The organism is Pseudomonas sp. RC10-4-2, from assembly GCF_050433085.1.
GTDB classification, from domain to species: Bacteria; Pseudomonadota; Gammaproteobacteria; order Pseudomonadales; family Pseudomonadaceae; genus Pseudomonas; species Pseudomonas aeruginosa.
The window spans coordinates 236422-256742 of record NZ_JBNPXX010000006.1 but is presented as its reverse complement, the minus strand read 5'-3'; the positions used below and the strand labels follow the sequence as shown (position 1 = coordinate 256742).

Annotated in this window: 17 protein-coding genes; 11 read left to right on the top strand and 6 right to left on the bottom strand. The window is 66.7% G+C overall.

Features of this window, described 5'->3' with window-relative positions; genetic code table 11:
• The first annotated feature begins 92 nt into the window (after positions 1-92).
• Complete coding sequence (locus FHW81_RS24980) at positions 93-1691, top strand: ABC transporter substrate-binding protein (protein WP_003107427.1); 1599 nt, start codon at positions 93-95, stop codon at positions 1689-1691.
• A gap of 67 nt (positions 1692-1758) precedes the next feature.
• Here the strand turns inward: FHW81_RS24980 and mdpA are convergent, their stop codons facing one another.
• Positions 1759-2976, bottom strand: coding sequence for a metallopeptidase MdpA (gene mdpA, locus FHW81_RS24975; RefSeq protein ID WP_003107426.1), 1218 nt, complete (start codon positions 2974-2976; stop codon positions 1759-1761).
• Positions 2977-3143: 167 nt separating this feature from the next.
• On the opposite strand from mdpA, the gene psdR reads away from it, so the two are divergent.
• The 8 genes from psdR (at position 3144) to FHW81_RS24935 (ending at position 12897) form a co-directional block, all read left to right on the top strand.
• Entirely contained in the window at positions 3144-3707 is a 564-nt protein-coding gene (psdR, locus tag FHW81_RS24970; RefSeq protein WP_003094433.1) for a transcriptional regulator PsdR, read from the top strand.
• 265 nt (positions 3708-3972) lie between these two features.
• Positions 3973-5574: an ABC transporter substrate-binding protein gene (locus FHW81_RS24965; RefSeq protein WP_003116233.1), complete on the top strand. Its 1602-nt coding sequence runs from the start codon at positions 3973-3975 to the stop codon at positions 5572-5574.
• 224 nt (positions 5575-5798) lie between these two features.
• The gene (locus FHW81_RS24960) at positions 5799-7253 is read left to right on the top strand and encodes an OprD family outer membrane porin (RefSeq protein WP_003120938.1); all 1455 of its coding nucleotides are present in this window, start codon (positions 5799-5801) and stop codon (positions 7251-7253) included.
• Between the two features lie 49 nt (positions 7254-7302).
• Positions 7303-8898: an ABC transporter substrate-binding protein gene (locus FHW81_RS24955; protein ID WP_003094445.1), complete on the top strand. Its 1596-nt coding sequence runs from the start codon at positions 7303-7305 to the stop codon at positions 8896-8898.
• A gap of 67 nt (positions 8899-8965) precedes the next feature.
• The gene (locus tag FHW81_RS24950) at positions 8966-9976 is read left to right on the top strand and encodes an ABC transporter permease subunit (RefSeq protein WP_003105448.1); all 1011 of its coding nucleotides are present in this window, start codon (positions 8966-8968) and stop codon (positions 9974-9976) included.
• Between the two features lie 11 nt (positions 9977-9987).
• Positions 9988-10899, top strand: coding sequence for an ABC transporter permease subunit (locus FHW81_RS24945; protein ID WP_003105451.1), 912 nt, complete (start codon positions 9988-9990; stop codon positions 10897-10899).
• A 52-nt stretch (positions 10900-10951) separates the two neighbouring features.
• Positions 10952-11926 carry an ABC transporter ATP-binding protein gene (locus FHW81_RS24940; RefSeq protein ID WP_003112857.1) on the top strand — a complete coding sequence of 325 codons (975 nt, stop codon included), beginning with the start codon at positions 10952-10954 and terminating at the stop codon, positions 11924-11926.
• On the top strand, positions 11926-12897 hold the full coding sequence (locus tag FHW81_RS24935; protein ID WP_003094452.1) for a peptide ABC transporter ATP-binding protein: 972 nt from the start codon (positions 11926-11928) through the stop codon (positions 12895-12897). Before FHW81_RS24940 ends, FHW81_RS24935 begins: the two co-directional genes overlap by 1 nt.
• Positions 12898-12929: 32 nt before the next feature.
• Here the strand turns inward: FHW81_RS24935 and FHW81_RS24930 are convergent, their stop codons facing one another.
• Positions 12930-13562 (bottom strand): LysE family translocator, encoded by a 633-nt coding sequence (locus tag FHW81_RS24930; protein WP_003161451.1) that lies wholly within the window; start codon positions 13560-13562, stop codon positions 12930-12932.
• Between the two features lie 141 nt (positions 13563-13703).
• Between FHW81_RS24930 and FHW81_RS24925 the strand changes: the two genes are divergently transcribed.
• Positions 13704-14177, top strand: coding sequence for an Lrp/AsnC family transcriptional regulator (locus FHW81_RS24925; protein ID WP_003094456.1), 474 nt, complete (start codon positions 13704-13706; stop codon positions 14175-14177).
• A gap of 4 nt (positions 14178-14181) precedes the next feature.
• On the opposite strand, the gene FHW81_RS24920 is transcribed toward FHW81_RS24925, so the two are convergent.
• From FHW81_RS24920 to FHW81_RS24910, 3 genes are read right to left on the bottom strand one after another with little or no spacing between them, the layout of a single operon-like run.
• Positions 14182-15111 (bottom strand): biotin-dependent carboxyltransferase family protein, encoded by a 930-nt coding sequence (locus FHW81_RS24920; RefSeq protein WP_017148534.1) that lies wholly within the window; start codon positions 15109-15111, stop codon positions 14182-14184.
• Positions 15108-15785, bottom strand: coding sequence for a 5-oxoprolinase subunit PxpB (gene pxpB, locus FHW81_RS24915; protein WP_003161747.1), 678 nt, complete (start codon positions 15783-15785; stop codon positions 15108-15110). Before pxpB ends, FHW81_RS24920 begins: the two co-directional genes overlap by 4 nt.
• A complete protein-coding gene (locus tag FHW81_RS24910) occupies positions 15782-16537 on the bottom strand; it encodes a 5-oxoprolinase subunit PxpA (protein ID WP_003112852.1) in 756 nt (251 codons plus the stop codon). The genes pxpB and FHW81_RS24910 overlap by 4 nt, the downstream gene beginning before the upstream one ends.
• 129 nt (positions 16538-16666) lie before the next feature.
• Between FHW81_RS24910 and lpxO the strand changes: the two genes are divergently transcribed.
• A complete protein-coding gene (gene lpxO, locus FHW81_RS24905; RefSeq protein WP_003094463.1) occupies positions 16667-17566 on the top strand; it encodes a lipid A hydroxylase LpxO in 900 nt (299 codons plus the stop codon).
• A gap of 179 nt (positions 17567-17745) precedes the next feature.
• Here the strand turns inward: lpxO and FHW81_RS24900 are convergent, their stop codons facing one another.
• A complete protein-coding gene (locus FHW81_RS24900; protein ID WP_023090838.1) occupies positions 17746-20298 on the bottom strand; it encodes a PepSY domain-containing protein in 2553 nt (850 codons plus the stop codon).
• Positions 20299-20321 lie beyond the last annotated feature (23 nt).

Sequence of the window (20321 nt, the reverse complement as noted above, 5' to 3'; positions counted from 1 at the left end):
TTCGCCTGCCAGCCGCGCCGCCCCGCCACGAGCGAGGCGGCGCCTCTCCCCAGGGCGGCCGACCCGGCCGTCCCGCTCCAGAGGAGTCATCCATGCGACCACGCTCTGCCCTGCGCTACAGCCTGCTGCTGCTCGCCTTCGCCGCCAGCGCCGCCATCCAGGCCCAGCCGAAGACCCTGGCGGTGTGCACCGAAGCGGCGCCGGAAGGGTTCGATCCGGCCCGCTATACCTCCGGCTACACCTTCGACGCCTCAGCCCATCCGCTGTACAACGCGCTGGCCGCGTTCGCTCCGGGCAGCGCCACGGTGATCCCGGCCCTGGCGGAAAGCTGGGACGTCTCCGCTGACGGCCTCGTCTACACCTTCCGCCTGCGCCAGGGCGTGAAATTCCACAGCACCGACTACTTCAAGCCAACCCGCGAATTCGACGCCGACGACGTGCTGTTCAGCTTCCAGCGCATGCTCGATCCGCAGCACCCCGCCCACGACCTTTCGCCCAGCGGCTACCCCTACGCCGACGCCATGCAACTGCGCGACATCATCGAGCGCATCGAGAAGATCGACGAGCACCAGGTGCGCTTCGTCCTCAAGCACCCGGAGGCGCCGTTCCTCGCCGACCTGGCCATGCCGTTCGGCTCGATCCTCTCCGCCGAATATGCCGGCCAGTTGATCGCCAGGGGCAAGGGCGACGAACTCAACAGCAAGCCGATCGGCACCGGCCCGTTCGTCTTCACCCGCTACCGCAAGGATGCCCAGGTGCGCTACGCAGCCAACCCCGACTACTGGAAGGGCAAGCCGGCCATCGACCACCTGGTGCTGGCGATCACCCTCGACCCCAACGTGCGCGTGCAGCGCCTGCGCCGCAACGAATGCCAGATCGCCCTGACGCCCAAGCCCGAAGACGTCGCCGCGTTACGCCAGGACCCGCAACTGACGGTGCTGGAAGAAGCGGCGATGATCACCTCACACGCCGCGATCAACACCCGGCACGAACCGTTCGACGACCCGCGCGTGCGCCGGGCGATCGCCATGGGCTTCAACAAGTCGTCCTACCTGAAGATCGTCTTCGGCGACCAGGCCCGCCCGGCCATCGGCCCCTACCCGCCGATGCTGCTCGGCTACGACGACAGCATCCGCGACTGGCCCTACGACCCCGAACGGGCCAAGGCCCTGCTGAAGGAAGCCGGCGTCACCCCGGACACACCCCTGAACCTCTACATCAGCACCGGCAGCGGCCCCGGCGGCAACCCGGCGCGAGTGGCGCAACTGATCCAGTCCGACCTGGCCGCCATCGGCATCCGGGTGAACATCCGCCAGTTCGAGTGGGGCGAGATGGTCAAGCGCACCAAGGCCGGCGAACACGACATGATGCTCTACAGCTGGATCGGCGATAACGGCGACCCGGACAACTTCCTCACCCACAACCTCGGCTGCGCCTCGGTGGAGTCCGGGGAAAATCGCGCGCGCTGGTGCGACAAGGGCTTCGACGAAGCCATCCGCAAGGCGCGCATGAGCAACGACGAGAGCCAACGGGTAGCGCTGTACAAGGAAGCGCAGCGGATCTTCCACGAGCAGATGCCCTGGTTGCCGCTGGCGCATCCTTTGATGTTCGACGCGCAACGCAAGAACGTCAGCGGCTACCGCATGAGCCCGATGTCGGCGCGGGACTTTTCGCGGGTGAAGCTGGACTGATCGCTGCGCCGCACGCGGGAAGCCCTGGTCCTTGCCTTCCCGCGTGCGGCGTTATCGTTCGGCCGGATCAGCCGCCGAGGCCGAAGGGATCGTCGATGGACGGGCTCGGTTGGGTGAACCAGCGCGGTCCTTCCTTCGTCATGTAGAAGTGATCCTCCAGGCGAATGCCGAACTCGCCGGGCACGCAGATCATCGGTTCGTTGCTGAAGCACATGCCGACATCCAGCGGCGTGCGATCGCCACGCACCAGGTACGGGCCTTCGTGGACGTCCATGCCGATGCCATGCCCGGTGCGGTGCGGCAGGCCAGGCAGGCGGTAGTCCGGCCCCAGGCCGTTGGCCTCCAGCGAACGCCGCGCGGCGGCGTCCACCGCCTCGCAGGGCTGGCCCAGACGCGCGGCCTCGAAGGCCGCCAGTTGGGCGTCGCGCTCCATCCCCCAGAATTCGCGCTGGCGTGCGCTAGGCGTGCCGAACACATAGCTGCGGGTGATATCCGACTGGTAGCCGTGGACCTGGCAGCCGGTATCGATCAGCACCATGTCGCCATCCTTCAGCACCTGCGCATGCTTCACCCCATGCGGGAAGGCACTGGCGGCACCGAACAGGACGATGCAGAAGGTCGAACCGGGCGCGCCCACCTTGCGGTGCGCCTGGTGGATGAACTCGGCGACTTCGGTGGTGCTGATGCCTTCGCGGAGAATGCTCGCCGCGGCCTTCTGCACTTCCAGGGTCATGTCCTTGGCCCGCTGCATCAGCGCCAGCTCCTCGGCCGACTTGCGCATCCGTCCCTGGTCGATCAGCGGCGCGGCGCTGACGAAGTTCCTGCCCGGCGCCTGTTGGCGCAAGCGCTCGAACATGCCGAACGGCAGGCTCGGACACAGTGCGACCGTGCTGCGCTCGCCCACGCCGAGCGCCTCCAGGCGATCGAGCAGCAGGCGATAGGGATCCTGGTGTTCCTCCCAGGTGTGGATGGCGCCATCGACCACCTGGAAGTCGCGCACCGTACCTTCCTCGAAGGCCGGCGCAAGGTATTCGAGGGCGCCCTCGGCGGGCAGTAGAGCACCCACCAGGCGTTCACTGGGGTGCCATTGCACGCCGCTGAAGTAACGCAGGTTGCTGCCTGCATGCAGGTACGCCGCGGCGATGCCATGCTCGCCCATCCACGCCTGGGCCGCGGCGATTCGCGCACGGTAAGACGCCAGGCCGATCGGCTGCGCGCCGTCCATCATGTTCCGCAGACGCTCCAGCGCCTGCGCAGGGGTACTCCCGCCAACACCCACGGTCATTTGTTGTTCTCCTCGTCTGGACCGGGCTGAAATTTAAGTCGAGCTTAAATTCAGGTCAAAACAAATTTTCAGTCACACTTAAAAATAGGGGTTCGGGTAGTTCATCTGTCAGACTTTATTGACGCCCCGCGCTGGGTATACTGCGCCTTTCAACAAGAGTCTCCCCAATGACCGTAGACCGCATCGGCGAACGCCTGCGTCGCTATCGCCGCGCCGCCAAGAAGACCCTGCACCAAGTCGCCAGCGAATCCGGTCTCACCGCGAGCTTCCTCTCCCAGGCGGAGCGCAACCTCACCGGTGTATCGATCTCTTCCCTGGCCAACATCGCCAAGTCGCTGAATATCCCGCTCAATGCCCTGTTCGACCAACCGGCACAACCCCAGCCCGACTCCCACGAAGGCGAGCGGGTACGCTACACCATCGAGGGCCAGCCGCTGGCCTACGAACGCCTGTCCAGCTCCTTCCCCGGCAACCTGATCAATGCGGTCAAGATGAACATGCCGGTGGGCTACCAGTCGGAGCTGATCTCCCATGAGGGCGCCGAGTTCTCCTACGTCCTGTCCGGGCAGATCGTCTACACCATCGAGGGGCGCCAGTACCCCCTCGGCGCCGGCGACTCGGTGCACTTCGACGCGACCAAGACCCATTGCCTGGCCAACGTCGGCAGCGATGTGGCGGAAGTCCTGACCATCACCACCATGGGCCTGTTCGACGACCATCCGACGCCCTGAGCCAGTCCGTAGCGCACCTTCCCATCCTGTCAGGCAAACGTTTTCGCAAGAGAAATGTTAGTCGTGCTTAATTTTCGTTGACCACAATTTCAGCATGACTTAATTTCGGCATCAGCGAATCGTCGACCAACAACAAACGGACGATCGCTGTCGCCGCACAGGGTCCATGGCTGTCACCCGCCATCCATGGAAAGGCGAGAGTTGCCATGGCCCATAAGGCCGATCCTCAGACGATGCCCTTAGAAAAAGAAAAAATGAGGTTTGCATGCGTAAGATCCTTCCCCTTCGGGCCTGGCTGGCAGCTGGTCTGATCCTCGGCTCCCCGTTCTCCCACGCCGCCAGCAACCTGGTGTTCTGCTCGGAGGGCAGCCCGGCCGGCTTCGATCCCGCCCAGTACACCACCGGCACCGACTACGACGCGACCTCGGTCACCCTGTTCAACCGCCTCGTCCAGTTCGAGCGCGGCGGCACCCGGGCGATCCCGGCCCTGGCGGAAAGCTGGGACATCGGCGACGACGGCAAGACCTACACCTTCCACCTGCGCAAGGGTGTGAAGTTCCACAGCACCGACTACTTCAAGCCGACCCGCGAATTCAACGCCGACGATGTGCTGTTCACCTTCCAGCGCATGCTCGACAAGAATCATCCGTTCCGCAAGGCCTACCCCACCGAGTTTCCCTACTTCACCGACATGGGCCTGGACAAGAACATCGCCAGGGTCGAGAAGCTCGACGAGCACAGGGTGAAGTTCACCCTCAACGAGGTCGACGCCGCCTTCATCCAGAACCTGGCGATGGACGTCGCCTCGATCCAGTCCGCCGAGTACGCCGGGCAGTTGCTCGAGGCCGGCAAGCCACAGCAGATCAACCAGAAGCCGATCGGCACCGGGCCTTTCATCCTGAGCCGCTACCAGAAGGATGCGCAGATCCGCTTCAAGGGCAACAAGGACTACTGGAAACCCGAAGACGTGAAGATCGACAACCTGATCTTCTCGATCAACACCGACGCCGCGGTGCGCGCGCAGAAGCTCAAGGCCGGCGAGTGCCAGATCACCCTCAACCCACGCCCCGCCGATCTCAAGGCCCTGCAGGAAGCGGCGAACCTGAAGGTGCCCTCGCAGCCAGGCTTCAACCTCGGCTACATCGCCTACAACGTCACCCACAAGCCGTTCGACCAGCTCGAAGTACGCCAGGCGCTGGACATGGCGGTGAACAAGCAGGCCATCATCGACGCCGTCTACCAGGGTGCCGGGCAACTGGCGGTGAACGGCATGCCGCCGACCCAGTGGTCCTATGACGAAACCATCAAGGACGCCCCGTTCGATCCGGCCAAGGCCCGGGAACTGCTGAAGAAGGCCGGCGTCGCCGAGGGCACCGAGATCACCCTGTGGGCGATGCCGGTGCAGCGTCCCTACAACCCCAACGCCAAGCTGATGGCGGAGATGATCCAGGCCGACTGGGCGAAGATCGGCATCAAGGCCAGGATCGTCAGCTACGAATGGGGCGAGTACATCAAGCGCGCCCATGCCGGCGAGCATGACGCCATGCTGTTCGGCTGGACCGGCGACAACGGCGATCCGGACAACTGGCTGGCGACCCTCTACGGCTGCGACTCGATCAACGGCAACAACGTATCGAAATGGTGCGACGCGGCCTACGACAAGCTGGTCAAGGCTGCCAAGCGGGTCTCCGACCAGGACAAGCGCAGCGAGCTGTACAAGCAGGCCCAGCACATCCTCAAGGAGCAGGTGCCGATCACCCCGATCGCCCACTCCACCGTGTACCAGCCGATGAACAAGTCGGTGCATGACTTCAAGATCAGCCCCTTCTCGCGGAACGCCTTCTATGGCGTAGCCAACCAGCCCTGATGCCGACGCCACCCCGGTCGTGAAACGACCGGGGTGCAGAAGAACGGCACGACCCGTACTTCATTTCTTTGCTTTTCCTGCCCGTGTTCCAGAACGGCGCTGCGCGCGTTCCGCCAGGAGCGCTCGCCTCGCCGTATTCGACCGCCGCGCCCAGGCGCGGGCGAAACCGGCGCAAACCTGGTGGGTAAAACAGGTGCCATGACAACAATAAAGGGAGCAATCAGGTGATGAGATACCAACGAGTGACCGGCGCGACGCTGGGACTGGCCTTGATGGCATCGGCCGCGCCAGGCTGGGCGGCGGACGAGCAGGCAACCCCGCCGACCCCGGACAATCCCAGCTACGCCGCCCAGGTGCAGAGCATCCCCAGCGTGGAGAAACCGATCAAGGGCCAGGCCGGCGCCAGCGGGCTGTTCGAGGGGCAGAGCCTGACCCTGACCACCCGCAACTTCTACTCGCGGGAAAACATGAAGGACAGCTTCACCTTCCGCATTCCCAAGGCCGGCGGCGGCTCCCAGCGCATCCACCAGCGCAACGCCTGGGTCCAGGGCACGGTGCTCAAGTACAGCTCGGGCTACACCCAGGGCAGCATCGGCTTCGGCTTCGACGTCGCAGCCTTCAACGAGATCGCCCTGGAGCGCGGCAAGGGCCGCATCGGCGGCGGCGGCAACCGGACCCTGGCGAACAGCGATGGCGAGGCGATCGGCGAGTGGTCCAAGCTGGGCGTCGCCAACATCCGCCTGCGCGCCTCGAATACCGAATTCAAGGCCGGTCGCTTCCTGGTCAACACTCCAGTGTTCAGCTATATCGACAACCGTGCCCTGCCCTCCAGCTTCACCGGCTTCGCCGTGACCAGCGAGGAGCTGGACAACCTCAGCCTGCAGGCCGGCAGCTTCCGCAAGGTCAGCCCGCGGACCGGTTCCGGCGACGAGGACATGACCACCGAGTACGGCACCCGCCAGGTCAAGGGCGACCGCCTGAACTACCTGGGCGGCAACTACAAGCCGCTCGACGGGCTGGAAATCTCCCTCTATGGCTCGCATTTCCAGGACGTCTGGAACCAGTACTACCTGGGCGTGACCCACGACATCGGCGACCTCGAGAACGGCATCGCCCTGCGCACCGCCTTCAACGGCTACCACACCGGCGACACCGGCGCGCGCGAGGCCGGCTACATCGACAACGACACCTGGAGCCTGGCCTTCACTCTCGGCCATCGCGCCCACGCCCTGACCCTGGCCTACCAGCAGGTCGACGGCAACGAATACTTCGACTACGTGCACGAGACCTCGGCGATCTTCCTGGCCAACTCGATGCTGGCCGACTACAACAGCCCCAACGAGAAGTCCGCGCAGATCCGCTACGAGACCGACTGGAGCTACTACGGGGTCCCCGGCCTGAGCACCGGCGTGTGGTACGTGAAGGGCTGGGACATCGACGGCACCCACTACGACGGCGATCGCAACGGTGCCTACGGCAACTACGCCGAGGTGCGCGCCCAGGACGGCGAGAAGCACCACGAGCTGGGCCTGATGGCGGCCTACAAGGTGCAGAACGGGCCGATCAAGGACAGCACCTTCAAGCTCACCTACATGATGCACAAGGCCAGCCAGAACCAGGTCGACGGCAGCGTCAACGAACTGCGCCTGGTCAGCACCTTCCCCTTCAACCTGCTGTAAACCTGCGACAACCGGCGGCCCCGGCGACGGGGCCCACGAGGAGGACCCCATGCTCCATCCGTTGCTCCGACACCTGCCCCTGGCCCTGGCGCTATGCGCCGCCGGCGCGGCCCAGGCGAAGAACCTGGTGGTCTGCACCGAGGCCAGCCCGGAAGGCTTCGACATCGTCCAGTACACCGGCGCGGTGACCGCCGACGCCTCCGCGGAAACCGTGTTCAACCGCCTGCTCGCCTTCCGCCCCGGCACCACCGAGGTGATCCCGGGGCTGGCCGAGCGCTGGGACGTCAGCGCCGACGGACTGAGCTATACCTTCCACCTGCGCCCCGGCGTGAAATTCCATACCACCGACTACTTCAAGCCGACCCGGAGCCTGAATGCCGATGATGTGCTGTGGACCTTCCAGCGCGCCCTCGATCCGAAGCATCCCTGGCATGCCTCGGCGCTGCGCGGCTACGCCTACTTCGACGCGATGGGTATGGGCGAGCTGATCAAGTCGGTGGAAAAGGTCGACGAGCTCACCGTGCGCTTCGTCCTCAACCGTCCCGAAGCGCCGTTCCTGCGCGATATGGCGATGCCCTTCGCGTCCATCTATTCCGCCGAGTACGGCGACCAGTTGCTCGCCGCCGGCAAGCAGGGCCAGCTGAACAACCAGCCGATCGGCACCGGGCCGTTCGTCTTCAAGCGCTACGCCAAGGACGCCCAGGTCCGCTATACGGCGAACCCGGACTACTACGCCGGCAAGCCGCCGATCGACAACCTGGTGTTCGCCATTACCCTCGATCCCAACGTGCGCATGCAGAAGGTCCGTGCCGGCGAGTGCCAGGTCTCGCTGTACCCGAAACCGGAGGACGTGCCGCGCCTGAAGCAGGACCCGAACCTGGCGGTGGACGAGATCGATGCCCTGCTGACCACCTACATTGCCATCAACACCCAGCACAAGCCGCTCGACGACCCGCGCGTGCGCCAGGCGATCAACCTCGCGCTGGACAAGAAGGCCATGCTCGACGCGGTGTTCGGCCCCGGCGCGGCCAGTCCGGCGGTCGGTCCCTATCCCCCGACCCTGCTCGGCTACAACCATTCGATCCAGGACTGGCCGCACGATCCCGAACGCGCCAGGGCGCTGCTCAAGGAAGCCGGCGCGGAAAATCTCAGGATCACCCTGTTCATTCGCAACGGCACCTCGCCTACCATCCCCAACCCCGCCCTGGCGGCACAGATGCTGCAGGCAGACCTGGCCAAGGCCGGCATCCAGCTGACCATCCGTTCCCTGGAATGGGGCGAGCTGCTCAAGCGTTCGAAGGCCGGCGAGCACGACCTGTCGCTGCTTGGCTGGGCCGGCGACAACGGCGACCCGGACAACTTCCTCAGCCCGAACCTGAGCTGCGCCGCCGCCGAGTCGGGTGAAAACCAGGCGCGCTGGTGCGACAAGGACTTCGAGGCGCTGATGCGCAAGGCCCGCGAGGTGAGCGATCCGGCCGAGCGGGCGAAACTGTACGAGCAGGCCCAGGTGGTATTCCACGAACAGGCCCCATGGATACCGCTGGCCTACCCGAAGCTGTTCAACGTCCGGCGGAACACGGTGCAGGGCTACGTGATCAATCCGTTGAGCAACAACAACTTCGCCACCACCTCGGTGAAGCCCTAGAAGAACAAGGACCACAGCCCTGCCGCCAGCGGGGCGCACGGTCCGCGATGAGGAGTTACCCGCCAACATGCTTAGTTTCATTGCACGACGATTGGGGTTGCTGATCCCCACCTTCTTCGGCGTGACGCTGCTCACCTTCGCGCTGATCCGCCTGATTCCCGGCGACCCGGTGGAAGTGATGATGGGCGAACGTCGCGTCGATCCGCAGATGCATGCCGAGGCCCTGCACCGCCTGGGCCTGGACAAGCCGTTGTACCAGCAGTACCTGGACTACGTGGGCAACCTGGCACAGGGCAATCTCGGCGAATCGCTGACCACCCGCGAAGGCGTCTGGCACGAATTCCTCACCCTGTTCCCGGCGACCCTGGAACTGTCCCTGGCCGCCATGCTCTTCGCCGGCACCTTCGGCCTGCTGGCCGGGGTGATCGCCGCCCTGAAACGCGGTTCGCTGTTCGACCACGGGGTGATGACGGTGTCCCTCGCCGGCTATTCGATGCCGATCTTCTGGTGGGGCCTGATCCTGATCATGCTGTTCTCCGTGTCGCTGGGCTGGACGCCGGTGTCCGGCCGTCTCGACCTGCTCTACGACATCGAGCCGAAGACCGGCTTCATGCTGATCGACACCCTGCTTTCCGACGAACAGGGCTCGTTCCTCGATGCCGTGCGCCACCTGATCCTGCCGGCCATCGTGCTGGGCACCATCCCGCTGGCGGTGATTGCCCGCATGACCCGCTCGGCGATGCTCGAGGTGCTGCGCGAAGACTATGTGCGCACCGCCCGCGCCAAGGGCCTGTCGCCGGCCCGGGTGGTCTTCGTGCACGCCCTGCGCAACGCGCTGATTCCGGTGCTGACAGTATTCGGCCTGCAGGTCGGCACGCTGCTCGCCGGCGCGGTGCTGACCGAAACCATCTTCTCCTGGCCGGGCATCGGCAAGTGGCTGATCGACGCCATCAGCCGTCGCGACTACCCGGTAGTGCAGAACGGCATCCTGCTGGTCGCCACCCTCGTCATCCTGGTCAATTTCGTCGTGGACATCCTCTACGGCCTGGCCAACCCGCGCATTCGCCACCAACGCTGAGGAGCCAGCCGATGAACGCCATGCACAACGCTCCCGCCAGCGACCCGAGCCTGGTCTACCCGTCCCCGCTGAAGGAATTCTGGCAGGCCTTCGCGCACAACAAGGGCGCCCTCGGCGGCCTGCTGTTCATGCTGCTGATCGTGTTCTGCGCGCTGTTCGCCCCCTGGGTCGCCCCCTACGATCCAAGCGAGCAGTTCCGGGACTTCCTGCTGACCCCGCCATCCTGGCTGGAAGGCGGCCAGGCGCGCTTCCTGCTCGGCACCGACGAGCTGGGCCGCGACCTGCTCTCGCGGCTGATCCACGGCGCCCGCCTGTCGCTGCTGATCGGCCTGTCCTCGGTGGTGATCTCGCTGATCCCCGGCATCCTCCTCGGCCTGCTCGCCGGCTTCTCGCCGAACCGTGCCGGGCCGCTGATCATGCGCCTGATGGACATCATGCTGGCGCTGCCGTCGCTGCTGCTGGCGGTGGCCATCGTGGCGATCCTCGGCCCGGGCCTGATCAACACCGTGATCGCCATCGCCATCGTCTCGCTGCCGGCCTACGTACGCCTGACCCGCGCCGCGGTGATGACCGAGCTAAACCGCGACTACGTCACCGCCTCGCGCCTCGCCGGCGCCGGCACCCTGCGACTGATGTTCGTCTGCGTGCTGCCGAACTGCATGGCGCCGCTGATCGTCCAGGCCACCCTGAGCTTCTCTTCGGCGATCCTCGACGCCGCCGCCCTCGGCTTCCTCGGCCTCGGCGTGCAACCGCCGACCCCCGAGTGGGGCACCATGCTCGCCTCCGCCCGCGACTACATCGAGCGCGCCTGGTGGGTGGTCAGCCTGCCCGGCCTGACCATCCTGCTCAGCGTACTGGCGATCAACCTGATGGGCGATGGCCTGCGCGACGCCCTCGATCCGAAACTGAAGAACGCGGCATGAGGAGCACAACCATGAACAGCGCATCCGTATCCGCGCCACAGGAGACCGCCGCATGAGCCTCCTCGATATCAAGAACCTCAGCGTACGCTTCGGCGACACCACCGCCGTGCCCGTGGTCGACGGCCTCGACCTGAGCGTCGACAAGGGCGAGGTGCTGGCCATCGTCGGCGAGTCCGGCTCCGGCAAGTCGGTGACCATGATGGCCCTGATGGGCCTGATCGACGCCCCCGGCTGGGTATCCGCCGATCACCTGCGCTTCGACGGCCACGACATGCTCACCCTCAAGGGCCGCCAGCGCCGGCGCATCGTCGGCAAGGACATGGCGATGGTCTTCCAGGACCCGATGACCGCCCTCAACCCCAGCTACACCGTCGGCTACCAGATCGAGGAAGTCCTCCGCCTGCATCTCGGCCTGCGCGGCAAGGCCCTGCGCCAGCGCGCCCTGGAACTGCTCGAACGGGTCGAGATCCCGGCCGCCGCCAGCCGTCTCGACGCCTACCCGCACCAGCTCTCCGGCGGCATGAGCCAGCGCGTGGCGATCGCCATGGCTATCGCCGCCGAGCCCAAGCTGCTGATCGCCGACGAGCCGACCACCGCCCTCGACGTGACCATCCAGGCGCAGATCATGGAGCTGCTGCTGAACCTGCAGCGCGACCAGGACATGGCGCTGATCCTGATCACCCACGATCTCGCCGTGGTCGCCGAGACCGCCCAGCGCGTCTGCGTGATGTACGCCGGCGAAGCGGTGGAGATCGGCGGCGTGCCGGCGCTGTTCGACCGCCCGACCCATCCCTACACCGAGGCGCTGATCAAGGCGATCCCCGAGCACTGTGCCGGCGAAGCCCGTCTGGCCACCCTGCCCGGCATCGTTCCGGGGCGCTACGACCGCCCGCGCGGTTGCCTGCTGTCGCCACGCTGCCCCTATGCCCAGGAGCATTGCCGCCAGGAGCGGCCGGCCTTGGAGACGCACGAGCGCGGCGCGGTGCGCTGCTTCTATCCGTTGAACCTGCTGAACGAGGTGGCCTGATGGAAACCGTTCTGACCGCCCGTGATCTGACCCGTCACTACGAAGTCTCCCGCGGCCTGTTCAAAGGCCACGCCCAGGTGCGCGCGCTGAACGGCGTATCGTTCGAACTGGAAGCCGGCAAGACCCTCGCCGTGGTTGGCGAGTCCGGCTGCGGCAAGTCGACCCTGGCGCGCGCCCTGACCCTGATCGAGGAACCCACCTCCGGCTCGCTGAAAATCGCCGGACAGGAGGTCAAGGGCGCCAGCAAGGACCAGCGCCGGCAGTTGCGCCGCGACGTGCAGATGGTCTTCCAGAACCCCTACGCCTCGCTCAATCCGCGACAGAAGATCGGCGACCAGTTGGCCGAGCCGCTGCTGATCAACACCGCGCTGTCGCGCGAGGAACGCCGCGAAAAGGTCCAGCAGATGATGCGCCAGGTCGGCCTGCGGCCGGAGCACTACCAGCGCTACCCGCACATGTTCTCCGGCGGCCAGCGCCAGCGCATCGCCCTGGCCCGGGCAATGATGCTGCAACCCAAGGTGCTGGTGGCGGACGAGCCGACCTCGGCCCTCGACGTGTCGATCCAGGCCCAGGTACTGAACCTGTTCATGGACCTGCAGCAGCAGTTCCGCACCGCCTACGTGTTCATCTCGCACAACCTGGCGGTGGTCCGCCATGTCGCCGACGACGTCCTGGTGATGTACCTCGGCCGACCGGCGGAGATGGGGCCGGCGGACAAGCTCTACGAGAACCCGCTGCATCCCTACACCCGCGCGCTGCTCTCGGCGACCCCGGCGATCCATCCGGACCCGACGAAGCCGAAGATCCGCATCCAGGGCGAACTGCCGAACCCGCTGAACCCGCCGGAGGGCTGCGCCTTCCACAAGCGCTGTCCCTACGCCACCGAGCGCTGCCGCAGCGAGGTGCCCGAGCTGCGCCTGCTCGACCAGCGCCAGGTGGCCTGCCACCACGCCGAGCAGTTCCTCGGCTGAGCGCCACGGGGCGCTCGCCGCCCCGCAGCCCTTCAGAGCTGGCGCAGCAGCGCCAGCCTTACCCCGAACCCTATCAACAACCCACCGAAGCCCCACTGCTGAAGGCGCTGTGCCCGCGGCCGGGACGCCAGCCAGCGGCCCAGGCGGCCACCGGCCAGCGCATAGGCGCAGTCGAAGGCCAGGCCAACCAGGACCAGGACCGCACCGAGCGCGGCGAACTGGACGGCCAGCGAACCGGCCTCGGGACTGACGAACTGCGGCAGCAGCACCGAACAGAACAGCAGGGCCTTGGGGTTCAGCAGGTTGGTCAGGAGTCCGCGCAGCAAGGCCCGGCGGTCGGCGTGGGGGACTAGCGGCGCGGAGCCCGCGTCACTGGTCGGCAAGGCCAGTCCGCCACCGCGCAGCATCTGCAGGCCAAGCCAGGCGAGGTAGGCGGCGCCGAGCAAGCGCACCAGGTCGAAGGTCCAGGGAGCGGTACGGAACAGCAGCGCCAGTCCAGTCGCGGCCATCAGCACATGGCAGGCCCGAGCCAGCGCCAGGCCGAGGGCGGTGACCAGCGCCGCGCGACGGCCCTGGCGGGCGCCGGTCTGGAACAGCAGGAGCATGTCTGGTCCGGGCACCAGGTAAACCACCGCCAGGGCAATCAGGAAAGCGCTCGTGTCCATCGTATCGGCTCCAGGAAGGTGACCCGGATAACGATTCTATGCCCGCAAGGCAGGGCAGGTGCTTGCGTTTTCCACCAGCCTATCCATTCTATTTGGCAGTAAATTCCACTCTCTGGAGACTATCCATCCGGATATGCCAAGATGAAACTCGACGCCTATGACCACCGCATCCTCGCCGCCCTCCAGCGCGACGGCCGCCTGAGCAACGTCCAGTTGGCCGAGGAGATCGGTCTCTCCCCGTCCCCCTGCCTGCGCCGCGTGCGCCTGCTGGAAGAGGCCGGGGTGATTCGCGGCTACCAGGCCAGCATCGACCGCGACGAGGTCGGCCTCGGCCTCACGGTGTTCGTCGGGATCAAGGTGGAACGCCACCGCCAGGAGCAGGCCGAGGCCTTCCACCGTGCGGTGGTCGACCTGCCGGAGGTGATCTCGGTGCACCTCGTCTCCGGCGAGTCGGACTTCCTCCTGCAAGTGGTGGTCCCCGACCTGCGCGCCTACGAACGCCTGCTCAGCGAGACCCTGCTGCGCCTGCCCGGGGTCAGCGACATTCGCAGCAACTTCGCGATCAAGACGGTCAAGGCGCCCTCGCCGCTGCCGCTCGGCCACCTGGCCGGCTGAGCGCTCAGCCGCGGAAGAAGCGGTAGAAGCGCAGCAGATCGGCCTGCTGCGTCGCCAGGTCGCTCTCGACGAAGGTTACCTCGCTATGCGCGGGGCTTTGCGCCAGGCGCGAGAGGTCCAGTGGATGGACGAAGCCCAGCAGCGGATAGCCGCCCATGCTCTGGCGGTCGGCCATCAGCACGATGGGTTGGCCATCGGGCGGAACCTGGATAGCGCCCTCCACCACGCCCTGCGACCAGGCGCGCGGCGCCCCGCGCAGTGGCTTGCCGGCCAGGCGGACACCCATGCGATCGGACCGCGGGCTGATTCGCCAGGCGCTGGCGAAGAAGGCTTGCCGGCTGGCTGCGTCGAAGGCCGCTGCATCGCCGCCGAACAGCACGCGCAAGGGCCGCTGCTGCCGGTAGTCCGGCTGGAAACGCCAGGGCACGCTGGCATCCCACGGACACGCCGCTCCCGCTTCGGCACACGGCAGGCAATCGCCCTCCGCCAGGATCCGGCCATCGCCCTGTAAACCGCCGAGCCCGTCGCGAACCTGGCAGGCGACGCTGCCCAGTACCGGCCTCGCCCGGAAACCGCCGGCGCAGGCCAGGTAGGCACGCTGCCCGGCCTCGGCGAAGCCCAGTTCGATGCGTTGCCCGCGGCGGACCCGGAAGCGACTCCAGGGCAGGCATTCGCGACCGTCCACCGTCAGCGCCAGGCGCGCTCCGGTCAACGCCAGCCAGGTCGCCTCCACCCTGCACTCCAGCACCAAGCCGCCGAAAGCGATTTCCAGCAACGGCGTCCCCCAGGGATTACCGAGCAGACGATTGGCCCAGGCTGCCGCCTGGCGGTCCAGAGGGCCGCCCGGGGATACGCCGAGGTGCTGCCAGCCGCGCCGGCCGTCGTCCTGCAGCAGGCTCTGCGGACCCGCCTTGACGACCCGCAAACCATTCATTCGCGCCCGCCCAGGTCGAGGAAAGCCTCGCGCCCGATGGCGACGAAGCGCACCCGGTCGCCCAGCGCCAGTGGGCACGGAGGAGTGACGGCCGGATCGAACGGACGCCACGGACTGCGTCCCAGCAGGTGCCAGCCGCCGGGCGAGGCCTGCGGATAGATCGCCGTCTGCGCCTCGGCAATGGCCAGGCTGCCGGCCGGTACACGCGCCCGCGGGGTGGCCCGCCGCGGCAGGACCAGGCGCGGATCGAGGCCGCCGAGGTAGGCGAATCCCGGAGCGAAACCGATCGCGCCGACCCGGTATTCGGCCGCGCTGTGCAGTTCGATCACCCCTTCGCCAGTCAATCCGCAGGCAACCGCTACCGTCGCGAGGTCCTCGCCGGCGTACCAGACGGGAATTTCGTGCAGGCGCCCGGCATCCTCGGCGGGACGCCAGGCGTGCCACTCCGCCAGCAGCGGACCCAGGCGTTCTTCCAGTATCTGCGGGGCGATGCGGTAGGGGTCGTAATGCAGCATCAGGGTGGTCCAGCCCGGCACCAGATCCCTGACGCCTTCGCCGAGCCCCTCGCGCAGACGTCTGGCCAGCTCGGCCAGGCGCACAGACAGGTCCACTTCGGGCTCTTCGGCGAGCGTCAGCAGCAGGGCTTCGGCACCAGCGGGTTCGATGCGGATCACAGGCTGTCCAGGGCCGCGCGCAGGCGCCGGAGGACCGCGAGCGACTGCGGGTTATCGCCATGCACGCAAAGACTGTCGGCGGTCAGGCGCAGCGGGTTGCCGTCGTAGTCGGGGAAGGCTTCGCCGCGAGCGATGGCCAGGGCCTGTTCGATGATCCGCTGCGGATCGTGATGCACCGCGCCGCCAAGCCGCCGCGGCGCCAGCCGGCCGTCCGGCAGGTAGGCGCGATCGGCGAAGGCCTCGAACAGCAGCGGCACGTCGGCCTCGTCGGCCAGTTCCAGCTCGCGGCCGTTGTCGGCCAGGGCCAGCACCATCAGCGGCAGGCCCTTGCGATAGGCGGCGCAGGCGTCGAGCACGGCGCGCAGCAGCTCATCGTCGCCGACCAGGTCGTTGTACAGCGCGCCATGCGGCTTGACGTAGGCCACCTGGGTACCGAGGGAACGGCAGAAAGCGTCCAGCGCGCCGATCTGGTACAGCACCATGGCATGCACCTCTTCGGCAGAGCAGGCCAGCGAGCGCCGGCCGAAGCCGCTCAGGTCGGGATAGGCCGGGTGCGCGCCGATGCTCACGCCATGGCGTACCGCCAGCTCCACCGCGCGCCGCATGGTGAGCGGGTCGCCAGCGTGGAAGCCGCAAGCCAGGTTGGCCTGGTCAACCAGCGGCATGCTGTGGACATCGTCGCCCATGCGCCAGGCGCCAAAGCTTTCGCCCATGTCGCAGTTGAGCAGGATACGCCGGCCGGTGTCGTTCATTGTGCGTTCCTTTCGAGGCCAGGATTACGGAAAAATGAGCGCAGTGCTGGCGAATTAGCGTCAGGTAGCATACTCAGGCACTGAGAACAGGAGTAAATTCTCCTCTTTTGCACCGACGACCTTGCATTCATGAAAGTTCTCATCCTGGCGGCCTATGCGCTGAGCATCCTCTATGTCCATTTCCGCGGCCGGGTACGCCACAAGCTGTCGCGCCAATTGAGCGACCACTCCAGCTTCCTCGCTCCGATCAACTGCCTGATGTACCTGTTCTCGAAGGTACCGAACCGCCCTTACCTGGCACCGCAGACCTTCCCCGAACTGCAGGTTCTGGTCGACAACTGGCAAGCCATCCGCAGCGAGGCGCTGCACCTGCACGACGCCGGCAACATCAAGCGTTCCGAACAGTACGACGATATCGGTTTCAACTCGTTCTTCAAGAGCGGCTGGAAGCGCTTCTACCTGAAATGGTACGACGAGGCCCATCCCTCCGCCGGACAACTCTGCCCGCAGACCACCGCCCTGTTGCGGCAGATTCCCTCGGTCAAGGCGGCGATGTTCGCCGAACTGCCGCCGGGCTCGAAGCTGGTGCGACACCGCGATCCCTACGCAGGCTCGCTGCGCTTCCACCTGGGACTGTTCACCCCCAACGACCCGGCCTGCTTCATCGAGGTGGACGGCGAGCGCTACCACTGGCGCGACGGCGAGGCGGTGGTGTTCGATGAAACCTTCATCCACTACGCGGAAAACGCCACCGAACACAACCGCATCATTCTCTTCTGCGACATCGAGCGGCCGCTGACCCAGGGCTGGGCCACCGCCTTCAACCGCTGGTTCAGCCGCAACGTGATGGCTGCCGCGGCCGCCCCGAACAACGCAGGCGACCGGACCGGCGGACTCAATCGGATCTTCGACAGCCTCTACAAGATCCGCCTGCAGGGCAAACGTTTGAAGAAGCGCAACCGCAAGCTCTACTACCTGCAGAAATGGGGCTTCTTCGCCCTGGTACTGGCTTTCATCCTGTGGATCTGAGGCCCGGCGACGCAAGGCCCCGATAGCTCCGTGGGGCGCATGACGGCGTCATCCGCCGACACCCAGCCGAAATGGCGGATAACCGCTCTGCGGTTATTCGCCCTACGCCACGGAAAGCCCAGCAGTCCCGGCAGTTGGCAACGAAAAGGCTCCCTTGGGAGCCTTTTTCATTCATCCGTTCAGTACACGTCGCGTCGGTAACGTCCTTCGTCGGCCAGGCGTTGCAAGGCCTCCTCACCGAGCACTTCGCGCAGCACCCGGTCGACACCGCCGGCCATGCCCTGCAGGCTGCCGCAGACGTACAAGGCCGCACCCTCGTCAATCCAGCGCCGCAGTTCATCCGCCGCTTCATGCAGGCGGTCCTGGACATAGATCTTCTCCGCCTGGTCGCGGGAGAAGGCCAGGTCCAGGCGTTGCAGCTCACCCCTGGCCAGGGCTTGCTCCAGCTCCGCACGACAGTAGTAGTCGTGGGCGAAATTGCGTTCGCCGAACAGCAGCCAGTTGCGCTTGCGCCCGGCGGCAATGCTGGCGCGCAACAGGCTGCGCAGGCCGGCGAGCCCGGTGCCGTTGCCGATGAGGATCAGCGGCACATCATCCTCCGGCAGGTGGAAGCCCGCGTTGCGGCGCAGGCGCAGGGTCAGCGCGGCGCCGAGCGGCAGGTACTCGGTGAGCCAGCCGGAGCAGATGCCCAGGCTGCCGTCGGCATGCTGCTCCTGGCGTACGATCAGTTGCAGGTCGCCATCGCTCTGCAGCGACGCGATGGAGTACTGGCGCACGGAAAGCGGAATCAGCGCATCCAGCAGCGCCTGCGGGTGCAAGCCGACCAGGTGTTCGAAAGAGTCCGGCAGCAGGCGCCCAGCCAGGGCCTGCTCCAGGCTCTGCTCGACGCCCTCGACCGCCACCCGCGCCTGGCCGTCCAGGTTATGCCGCTGCAGCCATTCGCGGATGCGCACGGGCGCCTGGTGCGGGACGATCTCCAGCAGATCGCCGGCGCGCCATTGGATGGCGCTGTTGGCCGGCGCACGCAGGTCCAGCAGCCAGGTCGACTCGCCCTGGCTGCCAGGATTCAGGCACTCCCGCCGCGCCAGCGACCAGACCTCGAAGGCCGGCGCTTCCCAGGCCGCCGGGGCGGCACCGCCGGTCACCTCGGCCAGGCTTTCCTGCCATTGGCGCAGGGCCGCGGCGTCGCCATCATCGACCTCCACCGGGGCGAACAGGCTCCGCGCGCCCTGCCCCTGCAACCAGCCCTGCATGCGCCGGGCGAAGCCGCAGAACTGCTCGTACTGGCGATCTCCCAAGGCCAGCAGGGCGTAGCTCAGGCCATCGAGGCTGGCGGCCTGGCCAAGCACCTTGCGTTCGAAGCCGCGGGCGCTGTCCGGCGCCTCACCGTCGCCGAAGGTGCTGACCACGAACAGCGCCTTGCGCGCCTCGGCGAGTTGCCCGGCATCCAGGCGCGCCAGCGATTCGACCCGCACCGGCAACCCGGCCGCCTGCAACTGGCCGGCGCTCTGCCAGGCCAGTTGCTCGGCAAAACCGCTCTGGCTGGCGTAGCCGATCAACCAGGGCTCGCCGCTGGCGCCGGCGCTGCCGCCCAGGTCGGCGCGGCTCGCCCGTACCGCGCGTTTCTTGCGCCGGCGGTCGAGGTAGAGCAGCCAGCCGGTGATGAAGAACAGCGGCATCGCCAGGCTGGCGAGCATCATCAGGATGCGTCCGGCTATGCCGAAATAGCTGCCTACGTGCAATGCATAGACGCTGGCCAGCAACTGGCTGCCGAAAGAACGGTCGCTATAGCGCTGGTCGCTTTTCACCTGGCCGTTGGCCGGGTCCAGGGTCAGGGTGTTGAAGGCACGCTCGTGCGGCGCGTCGGTCAGGCGATAGAACACTGTCGCCGGCTGGCCGCCCGCCGGCGGCAGGCGCAGGTTGTAGGCCTGCAAGCGGTCGCCGCCGGCCTGGCGGATGCTGTTCCATACCGCCGCGTAGTCGACCACCAGCGGAGCCGCATCGGCCGGGCGCTCGCCACGTCCGCCCGGCTTGCCGCGCTGCGCCTGCTGGCCGGCGGGCGCGTCGTCGAGCAGTTTGAACAGGCCGTTGCGGTACCACTCGTAGGACCAGTACAGGCCGGTCAGCGCAGCCAGCAGGTAGAGCGCCAGGCACCAGGTGCCGGCCACGGCATGCAGGTCCCAGTTGAAACTGCGCCCCTTGCGCGACCAGTCGAGGGTCAGCCAGGCGCGCCAGTCGAAAACCTTGCGCGGCCAGCGCAGGTAGAGACCGGACAGGCAGAAGAAGATCAGGATCAGGGTGCAGGCGGCGGTGACCTGCTTGCCGTACTCGCCCATGGCGAGGAACCGGTGCAGTTGCATCATCAGGTTGAAGAAACCCTCGCCGCGTGGCTCGCCGACGAAAGCCCCGGTGTAGGGATCGATCCAGCGCGACTCGCCGCGGCGCTGTCCCGGCGGCGGGGTATAGAAGATCCGCCCGGCCTTGTCGCTGTCCATCTCGACCCAGACGAAGGCCACTTTCCGCCCCGGCTCGGCACCTTCGATACGGCGCACCAGTTCGTCCAGCGGCAGCACACCCTCGGAGCGCTTCTGCACCACCAGCACGTCAGGGTTGAGCGCGCGCATCAGCTCGTCCTGGAACGACAGGGTCGCTCCGGTGACGCCCATCAGCGCCAGCACCAGGCCGGCGCTGATACCGAAGAACCAATGCAACTGGAACCAGACTTTCTTCACAGGATCACCTTCACGGCCGCCGC

Bases quoted from the DNA above. Each gene is read 5' to 3' on its own strand.
- FHW81_RS24980 (WP_003107427.1), top strand. From the start codon at position 93: ATGCGACCACGCTCTGCCCTGCGCTACAGCCTGCTGCTGCTCGCCTTC.
- mdpA (WP_003107426.1), bottom strand. From the start codon at position 2,976: ATGACCGTGGGTGTTGGCGGGAGTACCCCTGCGCAGGCGCTGGAGCGT.
- psdR (WP_003094433.1), top strand. From the start codon at position 3,144: ATGACCGTAGACCGCATCGGCGAACGCCTGCGTCGCTATCGCCGCGCC.
- FHW81_RS24965 (WP_003116233.1), top strand. From the start codon at position 3,973: ATGCGTAAGATCCTTCCCCTTCGGGCCTGGCTGGCAGCTGGTCTGATC.
- FHW81_RS24955 (WP_003094445.1), top strand. From the start codon at position 7,303: ATGCTCCATCCGTTGCTCCGACACCTGCCCCTGGCCCTGGCGCTATGC.
- FHW81_RS24950 (WP_003105448.1), top strand. From the start codon at position 8,966: ATGCTTAGTTTCATTGCACGACGATTGGGGTTGCTGATCCCCACCTTC.
- FHW81_RS24945 (WP_003105451.1), top strand. From the start codon at position 9,988: ATGAACGCCATGCACAACGCTCCCGCCAGCGACCCGAGCCTGGTCTAC.
- FHW81_RS24940 (WP_003112857.1), top strand. From the start codon at position 10,952: ATGAGCCTCCTCGATATCAAGAACCTCAGCGTACGCTTCGGCGACACC.
- FHW81_RS24935 (WP_003094452.1), top strand. From the start codon at position 11,926: ATGGAAACCGTTCTGACCGCCCGTGATCTGACCCGTCACTACGAAGTC.
- FHW81_RS24930 (WP_003161451.1), bottom strand. From the start codon at position 13,562: ATGGACACGAGCGCTTTCCTGATTGCCCTGGCGGTGGTTTACCTGGTG.
- FHW81_RS24925 (WP_003094456.1), top strand. From the start codon at position 13,704: ATGAAACTCGACGCCTATGACCACCGCATCCTCGCCGCCCTCCAGCGC.
- FHW81_RS24920 (WP_017148534.1), bottom strand. From the start codon at position 15,111: ATGAATGGTTTGCGGGTCGTCAAGGCGGGTCCGCAGAGCCTGCTGCAG.
- FHW81_RS24910 (WP_003112852.1), bottom strand. From the start codon at position 16,537: ATGAACGACACCGGCCGGCGTATCCTGCTCAACTGCGACATGGGCGAA.
- lpxO (WP_003094463.1), top strand. From the start codon at position 16,667: ATGAAAGTTCTCATCCTGGCGGCCTATGCGCTGAGCATCCTCTATGTC.